The sequence below is a fragment of the Streptomyces muensis genome (assembly GCF_021474425.1).
Lineage (GTDB): Bacteria > Actinomycetota > Actinomycetes > Streptomycetales > Streptomycetaceae > Streptomyces > Streptomyces muensis.
Window position 1 is genome coordinate 1 of record NZ_JAKEIP010000316.1, and the last position, 8,339, is coordinate 8,339.

9 protein-coding genes and 1 pseudogene are annotated in these 8,339 nt (G+C 68.7%); 7 read left to right on the top strand and 3 right to left on the bottom strand.

The genetic code is table 11. The annotated features are described in order from the left end of the window. The first annotated feature begins 23 nt into the window (after positions 1 to 23). From L0P92_RS39075 to L0P92_RS39090, 4 genes and pseudogenes are all read left to right on the top strand, one after another. Positions 24 to 110, top strand: coding sequence for a DUF397 domain-containing protein (locus tag L0P92_RS39075; RefSeq protein ID WP_372497402.1), 87 nt, complete (start codon positions 24 to 26; stop codon positions 108 to 110). Between the two features lie 131 nt (positions 111 to 241). Further along, positions 242 to 832, top strand: a complete 591-nt coding sequence (clsA, locus tag L0P92_RS39080) for a cardiolipin synthase ClsA (protein ID WP_234767890.1) — start codon at positions 242 to 244, stop codon at positions 830 to 832. A gap of 52 nt (positions 833 to 884) precedes the next feature. Continuing rightward, a pseudogene (locus L0P92_RS39085) lies at positions 885 to 1,337 on the top strand (transposase family protein); the annotation flags it as partial. A 209-nt stretch (positions 1,338 to 1,546) separates the two neighbouring features. Beyond that, entirely contained in the window at positions 1,547 to 2,077 is a 531-nt protein-coding gene (locus L0P92_RS39090; RefSeq protein WP_234767891.1) for a DUF4760 domain-containing protein, read from the top strand. Here L0P92_RS39090 and L0P92_RS39095 read toward each other — a convergent pair. Further along, positions 2,074 to 2,808, bottom strand: a complete 735-nt coding sequence (locus L0P92_RS39095) for a GNAT family N-acetyltransferase (RefSeq protein ID WP_234767892.1) — start codon at positions 2,806 to 2,808, stop codon at positions 2,074 to 2,076. The two genes, L0P92_RS39090 and L0P92_RS39095, sit on opposite strands and share 4 nt — an antisense overlap. Positions 2,809 to 2,929: 121 nt before the next feature. Further along, positions 2,930 to 4,213, bottom strand: a complete 1,284-nt coding sequence (locus tag L0P92_RS39100; RefSeq protein ID WP_234767893.1) for an adenylosuccinate synthase — start codon at positions 4,211 to 4,213, stop codon at positions 2,930 to 2,932. Between the two features lie 196 nt (positions 4,214 to 4,409). Here L0P92_RS39100 and L0P92_RS39105 point away from each other — a divergent pair, with 196 nt between their 5' ends. Continuing rightward, positions 4,410 to 5,267 (top strand): diacylglycerol kinase catalytic domain-containing protein, encoded by an 858-nt coding sequence (locus L0P92_RS39105; protein ID WP_234767894.1) that lies wholly within the window; start codon positions 4,410 to 4,412, stop codon positions 5,265 to 5,267. 48 nt (positions 5,268 to 5,315) lie between these two features. Here the strand turns inward: L0P92_RS39105 and L0P92_RS39110 are convergent, their stop codons facing one another. Beyond that, a complete protein-coding gene (locus L0P92_RS39110) occupies positions 5,316 to 5,813 on the bottom strand; it encodes a GbsR/MarR family transcriptional regulator (RefSeq protein ID WP_234767895.1) in 498 nt (165 codons plus the stop codon). Between the two features lie 73 nt (positions 5,814 to 5,886). On the opposite strand from L0P92_RS39110, the gene L0P92_RS39115 reads away from it, so the two are divergent. Together L0P92_RS39115 and L0P92_RS39120 are read left to right on the top strand one after the other, a co-directional pair. Further along, positions 5,887 to 6,801: an ABC transporter ATP-binding protein gene (locus L0P92_RS39115; protein WP_234767896.1), complete on the top strand. Its 915-nt coding sequence runs from the start codon at positions 5,887 to 5,889 to the stop codon at positions 6,799 to 6,801. Next, positions 6,798 to 8,339, top strand: a 1,542-nt coding sequence (locus L0P92_RS39120; protein ID WP_234767897.1) for an ABC transporter permease, incomplete at its 3' end; no start/stop codon positions are given. The genes L0P92_RS39115 and L0P92_RS39120, both read left to right, overlap by 4 nt.

Genomic DNA, 8,339 nt, shown 5'->3' on the forward strand with positions numbered 1-8,339 from the left:
GCCCCCAAGCCACCCCCACCGCCATCCACATCCGCGACTCCAAGAACCCCGACGGCCCGAACCTCACCGTCTCCGGCGAGGCCTGGGCCGCGTTTATCTCAAACCCCTAGGGGACAGAGCCGGACGCGTTGGAGCGCCCCATGACTCCTCAGAATGACATGAGAACTCTGATAACATCAGGTTCTATCTATACTTGGAATCAAAATTCTGGGCTTTGGGCGCCCCAGCTGGAGGCAGGGAAGTGGAAAAGGATCACCTTGACAAGGTGTTGACGATCCCAAACGCTTTGAGCGCCCTGCGGGTGGCCGGAGTTCCGGTTTTCTTGTGGCTCGTTCTCCAGCCCTACTTCGGGAATCCGAGTCGTGACGGATGGGCGATCGTCCTTCTGATGGTCAGCGGTGTCACTGATTACCTCGACGGGAAACTGGCTCGCCGATGGAACCAGATAACCCGCCTCGGCCAGGTACTGGATCCGGCAGCCGACCGGCTCTACACGATTTCCACGCTGCTCGCGCTGGTCTTGCGGGACATCATCCCCTGGTGGTTCCTGGCTCTACTTCTCGCGCGTGACGTATTCATGGCTCTGAATATCGCCACCCTGCGGCGGATCGGATACGGACCGCTCAAGGTCAATTTCATCGGCAAGGCGGCCACGTTCAACCTCATGTACGCATTCCCGCTGCTCCTGCTGGCCGACGGAGGAGATTCGTTGGCTCACTTCGCGAGCATTTTTGGATGGGCGCTGGCGATCTGGGGAGCCGGGTTGTACTGGTGGTCTGCGGCTCTTTACACGACGCAGGTGCGCAGCCTGAGGTTGGCCGCCGTCCGGTAGCCGAGAAGGCGCCGTCGGTGGCGAGCCCCACAAGCAGGCGAACGCGGCCCCCATCACTGCTCCCCCTCGCCCCGTACCCCGTCTGCAGGCCCTGCGCGAGAGTGCCGCGCGGGATCAAGTCCACAGCCTGGTCGCGGAGTTCGATTCGCTTACCGATCCGCACGGAGCCAGCGGCATGCGCTACCGGCTCTCCTCCCTCCTGGCCCTGGTCGTCTACGCGATGACACCCGCGGGCCACGACTCGATCACCGCGGCAGCGCAGTGCTGCCGGCGTGCGGCACCCGCGGAACCGGCCGCCTTCGGCCTGCCCTGCCACCCGCTCCTGGGCCGCTACCGGGTACCGAGCGAGAAGACCCCGCGCAGCGTGCTGGGGCATCTCGATCCGGCCGAGCTCAGAGCGGCGGACGGCAAGTGCCTGCGCGGGGCAAGACCCCCTGACAGCAGCCGGGTTCTCGTGCTCTCCGCGGTCCGCCACGGCCACGGCATCACCCAGGCCTCACATGAGAAGGCCTGCATCAGACCGGGAGCGGTTCACCTCGCCGGGGGGAGGGAGGAAGCCGCTGGTGCAGGCGGTGTGCCCGGAAGTCGGCGGCACACACGCACGCGGTGAACCTGCGATGCCTTGCCTGGGGGACACGAATCGGCGACGATCTTCCTCGTCGCAGACGCTGCGTACGCTCCAGGGGGGCTCAGTTGGAATTTCTGCTCGGTGGAGTGACCACCTTGCTCGGTGTGCTTGCGGGGGGAGTGGTCAGCTGGCTGGCGGGCGTCAGACGCGACCGCCTCACGATGGCCTTTGAAATGCACCGTGAGCTGCACAGCACGGAGCTGCTGCAGGCGCGCTACAAGGCCGGTGTGGCCGTGCGCAAGAATCAGACGCAGAGCTACCTGGATCTGGAGCAGGAACTCGGTCCCGAGGCGGCTCATGATCTGAGGCTCATCTTGCACTTCTTCGAACGCCTCTGGCTCGCCATAGAACACCGTGCCATCGCCGAGAGATACGTGCCACGCCTCTTCGGGGACACCTTTTACTGGTGGTACGCCGCGAGCTTTCGGCATCAGTTTGTCCCGCTCGGCAGCGAGGTCGGCCGCAACATACAACAGCTCTGGGGCTGGCTGGAGCGCGAGTCCTCATCCGAACAGCTGGAGAAGTGGCGGTCAGGAAACGAAAAATGGCTTCCCGCCCGTCCGAGCGCAGACGCCCCGAGCACAGATGCGAAGCGGGCGGGACAGGGCGAGGACTAGTCCACGACCTCGAACGTCGTCACCCCGACAGAGTCTTTGAAGCCGAGGCGTTCGTACAGGGCGATGGCACCGAGGTTCGCGATGTTCACACCCAGTCCGACAGCGCCCATTGCCAGTATGAGTCTCCGCACCATAGCGGCCGTCAACGCGGCACCGTACCCCTTGCGCCGTTCGCCCGGACTCACCGTGATGGCCGCCAGGTAGCCCACACCTCCGAAGCTCCTGTCGGCACCGCATGCCAGCAGTTGGTCGCCTTCCCAAATCCCGTACCACCGGTGGATCCCTGGGTCGTCAGGCCTGATCACCGTGTCCGGGTTTCCGGACCGGAGCAGTCGTGCTATCTCATGGTGATTCTCTGACTCCACAGGCACCACTTTGTCCTCTTTCCCATACGGAGGAGGGGGAGAGGACGTCCAGCGAAACAGCCAGCTTTCCCTCTTGCGCAGGCCGGGCAGCGAGTTGAAGGCTTCCGTGGAAAGAGGTGTGCGTAGCCAGGATCCGACAGTGATGCGGCCGAGCCGACGCAGTTCCGCGTACAGTCCCAAGGAGTCTTCCGCATCTCCCCTGAGGGTTACCAGGGGCGCCCACGGAGTGTTCGTGAACCAGGCGATGGCGCGGCTGCTGCTGTACGCCACAGAGCTATCCGAGACGCTCATCCGCGTATAAGGATCGTCTCCGACTTCCTTCAGGATTTCCGTGCGCCCGACTATGGAGGTCAGCTTTTGGGACATGAGCACCATGGTATGGCCCCCCCAGGGCCCGGCGTTTGCCTCGGATGCCTGGATGATCATGTGACACAGAACCGCGCCGCGTCCGGAGGTCGGACGCGGCGCGGTTTCCGTGACCACGGGCCTAGAGGAACGAGTTGATCTCGATCGTCTCGTCCCGGCCCGGACCGACGCCGATCGCGGAGATCGGCGCGCCGGACATCTCCTCCAGCGCCTTGACGTACGACTGGGCGTTCTTCGGGAGGTCGGAGAACGACTTGGCCTTGCTGATGTCCTCGCTCCAGCCCGGCAGCATCTCGTAGACCGGCTTCGCGTGGTGGAAGTCGGTCTGGGAGTACGGGAGTTCCTCGACGCGCTTGCCGTCGATCTCGTACGCCACGCAGACCGGGATCTGCTCCCAGCCGGTCAGGACGTCCAGCTTGGTGAGGAAGAAGTCGGTCAGGCCGTTCACGCGGGTCGCGTAGCGGGCGATCACCGCGTCGAACCAGCCGCAGCGCCGGTCACGGCCGGTGGTCACGCCCCGCTCGCCGCCGATGCGGCGCAGCGCCTCGCCGTCCTCGTCGAAGAGCTCGGTCGGGAAGGGACCGGAGCCGACGCGGGTCGTGTACGCCTTGAGGATGCCGATCACACGGCTGATCTTCGTCGGGCCGACGCCCGCGCCCGTGCAGGCACCGCCGGCCGTCGGGTTCGAGGAGGTGACGAAGGGGTACGTGCCGTGGTCGATGTCGAGCAGGGTGCCCTGGCCGCCCTCGAAGAGGACCACCTTGTCGTCCTCGAGGGCCTGGTTGAGGATCAGGACCGTGTCGGCGACGAACGGCTTGATCTTCTCGGCGTAGCCCAGCAGCTCCTCGACGACCTGGTCGACGGCGATGGCACGCCGGTTGTAGAGCTTGGTGAGCAGCTGGTTCTTGACGTCGAGGGCCGCCTCGACCTTCTGGGTGAGGATCGACTCGTCGTAGAGGTCCTGGACGCGGATGCCGACGCGGTTGATCTTGTCGGCGTAGGTCGGGCCGATGCCGCGACCGGTGGTGCCGATCTTCCGCTTGCCGAGGAAGCGTTCCGTCACCTTGTCCACCGTCACGTTGTACGGCGTGATGATGTGCGCGTTTCCGCTGATGAGGAGCTTGGACGTGTCGACGCCGCGCTCGTTCAGACCGCTCAGCTCGGAGAGCAGGACCGACGGGTCGACGACGACGCCGTTGCCGATGACCGGGGTGCACCCCGGGGACAGGATTCCGGAAGGGAGCAGGTGGAGGGCGTACTTCTGATCACCCACGACTACCGTGTGGCCGGCGTTGTTGCCGCCCTGGTAGCGCACCACGTAGTCGACGGATCCGCCTAGCAGGTCCGTCGCCTTTCCCTTGCCTTCGTCACCCCACTGAGCACCGAGCAGCACAAGTGCGGGCACGCGCGTACACCCCTTCCGGGCGGGGCATGTCCAAGGTCAGGGGTGTACACGGAGGGTCTTGACCGTGTACACCACGACAGGTCGCGACCGTCGTTGGCCGTGAACCGTCGGACCGGATGGCCCCGGAATAGACGAAGCCCCTGGCGCAATAGCGCAAGGGGCTCTTGCACAAAGATGCTACCCGAGGAAGCGAGGCATGGCCGAGGTGGCGACTTTCGCGATGTCCGATCAGCTGCTGGTGGTGATCGATCCGGTTGCCCGGCGGACGGACGGGGAGTCCGTCAGGATCGCGAAAGACGTGCTCAGCGCGGGTGCGGCGACGAAGGTGTGTCTGCCGGACGATCCGGAGGAGTTCGCCCGCGCGCTGACCCGCAGGGGGTCGCGGCGGCCCGTGGTCGTGGGGGACGACCGGGCGCTGACCCGTGCGGTGGCCCTGCTGCACCGGCAGCGGGAGCTGGCCGAATGCCTGCTGTCGGTGGTGCCGGTCGGTGCCGCGCTGTCCCTGGCCGAATCCCTCGGGGTGCCCACCGGGGCGGTGGCGGCGGCCCGGGCCGTCCTGGACGGCGTGGAGCGGCGCCTGGACCTCCTCGTGGACGACAGCGACGGTGTGGTCCTCGGCGGACTGCGGATCCCGCCGATACGGGACCCCGCCGCGCCGGACGGGGCCAGTGCGGTGGGGACGGGTGCGGGACGGCCCTGGTTGCGGACCTGTCAGTCGCTCGTACGGACCCTGGTGCCGGCGCGCGGCGACTCCCCGCCCGCGTCCGGGCCGTCCCGGCTGCGCGTCGAGGTCGACGGCACGACCCTGGTGGACCTCGACCAGCCGGTGGAGACGGTGTCGGTGGCGCCGGGCGTCGACGGGGTGGCCGAGGTCGAGGTCCGGCCGCTCTCGGTCGGCGCGGAGGCCTCCCCCTTGCTGGCCGCGGGACGCACGGTCACCGTGTCGGGGGCGCACTTCCGCTACCGCGCGGACACAGCGGTCTCCGGCCCGGTGCGCCGCCGCACCTGGACGGTCGGGGAGGGCGCGCTGCGGCTGGTGCTGCCTGGGCGGTGAGTGGAGGGTGAGTGGGCCCGCAGGGGCAGGGGTCGGCGGGGTGGTCGGTCAGCCCTGGCCGAAGGTCTTTTCACGATGCTCCCGCCAGCGCTCCATCATCGAGGCGACCTCGACCTCGATGAACTCGAAGAAGGCGAGCGTCTCGGCCAGGCGGCGGCCGGCCGGGGTGTCGCCGCCGAGGCTGTTGACGCCCTCGCGCAGGGCCGCCTCCCACCGCTTGAGGACGGCCTCGCGGTTGGTCAGGGCCTCGTACCACTGGTCGCCGTGCACCCGGTAGCGCTCCCGGCGCGACCCGGGCTCCCGCTCGCGGGACACCATGTGCGTCTGGGCCAGGTAGCGCACCGCCCCGGACACCGCCGCGGGGCTGATCTGCAGCTGGTCGCCCAGTTCGGCGGAGGTCAGCACGCCCTTGTCGGAGGCGAGCAGCGCGGCGAAGACGCGGGCGGCCATGCGCTGCATCCCGGCCTCGACGAGCTGTGCCGCGAAGGACTCCACGAACTTCGACACGGACTCCGCGTCCCGGCCGGCCCCGGCTGATTCCGTCATGGCCTCACCCTATCCGGAGTTCATACGCTTCCTTAACTTCACAAATTTCTGAAAGAAGCGTACGTTCTGAAACATGACGAAGGCAATCAGCGTCTCCGGACTGCACAAGTCGTTCGGCAGGACGCACGCGCTCGACGGCCTCGACCTGGTGGTCGAGACGGGCGAGGTCCACGGATTCCTCGGCCCCAACGGCGCCGGCAAGTCCACCACCATCCGCGTCCTGCTCGGCCTGCTGCGCGCCGACTCGGGCGCCGCGCAGGTGCTCGGCCGCGACCCCTGGGCGGACGCGGTCGAGGTGCACCGCCGTATCGCCTACGTACCGGGTGACGTGACGCTGTGGCGGAACCTGTCCGGCGGCGAGGTGATCGACCTCTACGGCCGGCTGCGCGGCGGCCTCGACAAGCGGCGGCGGGCGGAGCTGACCGAACGGTTCGAGCTGGACCCGACGAAGAAGGGCCGCACCTACTCCAAGGGCAACCGGCAGAAGGTCGCCCTCGTCGCCGCGTTCGCCTCCGACGTCGACCTGCTGATCCTCGACGAGCCGACCTCCGGCCTGGACCCGCTGATGGAGGAGGTCTTCCAGCGCTGTGTCGAGGAGGAACGCGAACGCGGCCGTACGATCCTGCTCTCCTCGCACATCCTCAGCGAGGTCGAGGAACTCTGCGACCGGGTCAGCATCATCCGCAAGGGCCGTACGGTCGAGAGCGGTTCGCTCGCCGACCTGCGCCATCTGACCCGGACGAGCGTCACGGCCGAACTGGCGGGCCCGCCCAACGGGCTGTCGCACCTTCCCGGCGTCCACGACTTGGACGTCCAGGGCCGTCGCGTCCGCCTCCAGGTCGACACCGACAAACTCGACGCCGTACTGCGCTCGCTCAGCGAGTCCGGAGTGCGGTCGCTGACCTCGACGCCGCCGACGCTGGAGGAACTGTTCCTGCGGCACTACCAGGCGGACGTACGCACCGACGTGAGCGAGGTGGCCAAGTGACCGCCACGGCTTTCGCGGTACGGCCGGGTGGGACCCGCCAGCTGGCGGGAACCGCGACGCTGCTGCGCTTCGCCCTGCGCCGCGACCGGGTGATGATCCCGGTCTGGGTCGCGGTGAACGCGCTGATGATCCTCTCCATGCCGAACACCCTGGAGAACCTGTACGACAGCCCCGCCGACCGCGCCGACCTCGTGCGGGACACGGCGACGAACGCCTCCTTCCGCGCCCTGATCGGCCCGGTCTTCGGCGACTCGATCGGGGCGCTGACGGCCTGGCGGGTCGGTGTGTACGCGGGCGCCCTCGCGGCCGTACTGAGCATGCTCCTCGTCGTACGGCACACCCGGGACGAGGAGGAGAGCGGGCGTCAGGAGCTGGTGGCGTCCGGGATGGTGGGCCGCAGGGCCTCCCTGACGGCCGCGCTGCTGACAGCGGTCGTCGCGAACGCCGCGCTGGCGCTGCTGGTCACGGCCGGGCTCGCCGGGCAGGGCGCCGCCGGGGCGCTGGCCCTCGGGCTCGGGCTCGCCGGGGTCGGCATGGTCTTCGCCACGCTGGCGGCGATCGTCGCCCAGTTCACGGAGAGCGCGCGGCTGGCGCGGGGGCTGACGGCGGGGCTGGTGGGCGCCGCGTTCGTGCTGCGCGCGGCGGGCGACTCGGCGTCGGACGACGGTTCGTCGGCGCTGACGTGGGTGTCGCCGCTCGGCTGGCTGGAGAACCTGCGGGCCTTCGCGGACGAGCGGTGGTGGGTGCTGCTGCTGTTCGCGGGGGCGGCGCTGGTGCAGGGCGTGGTGGCGTACGAGCTCGCCGGGCGCCGGGATGTGGGGATGAGCTTCCTGCCCGCCCGTCCGGGTCCGGCGTTCGGGCGCCTCGGCACGGCGGGGGCGCTGGCCTGGCGGCTGCAGCGGGGCAGCGTTCTCGGCTGGTCGATCGGCTTCTTCCTCGCCGGGGTCGTCTACGGCGGGCTGACCGACGGGGTGGCCGATCTGGTCGGGGACAACGACAACGCGCGGGAGATCTTCGAGCGGATGGGCGGACAGGCCGGGATCACGGACGCGTTCCTGGCCTCGATGGTCGGCATGCTCGGTCTGATCGCCGCGCTGTATGTGGTGGGGTCGGTGCTGCGGCTGCACGGGGAGGAGACCTCGATGCGGGCGGAGCCGATCCTCGCGAACGCCGTGGGGCGGCTGCGGTGGGCCGCGGGGCACCTGGTGATCGCCTTCGCCGGCGCGGGGCTGATCATGCTGGTGGCGGGGCTCGGATTCGCGGTCGGCTACGGCCAGGAGGTGGGCCCCATCCTCGGTGCCTGCCTGGTCCAGCTCCCGGCGATCTGGGTGGTGGGCGGGCTGGCGGTGCTGCTGTACGGGGTGGTGCCGCGGGTGGCTCTGGCCGCGTGGGGGGTGGCCGGGGCGGTGTTGCTGATCGGGTGGGTCGGGCCCGCGCTGGATGCTCCGCGGGTGGTGCTGGACCTGTCGCCCTTCGGCCATCTGCCGAAGCTGCCCGGTGGAGACATGGAGTGGGGGGCGGTGGTGGTGCTGCTGGGG

Coding starts and splice junctions, on each gene's coding strand:
- L0P92_RS39095 (WP_234767892.1), bottom strand. CDS start 2,808: ATGTCCCAAAAGCTGACCTCCATAGTCGGGCGCACGGAAATCCTGAAG.
- L0P92_RS39105 (WP_234767894.1), top strand. CDS start 4,410: ATGGCCGAGGTGGCGACTTTCGCGATGTCCGATCAGCTGCTGGTGGTG.
- L0P92_RS39110 (WP_234767895.1), bottom strand. CDS start 5,813: ATGACGGAATCAGCCGGGGCCGGCCGGGACGCGGAGTCCGTGTCGAAG.
- L0P92_RS39115 (WP_234767896.1), top strand. CDS start 5,887: ATGACGAAGGCAATCAGCGTCTCCGGACTGCACAAGTCGTTCGGCAGG.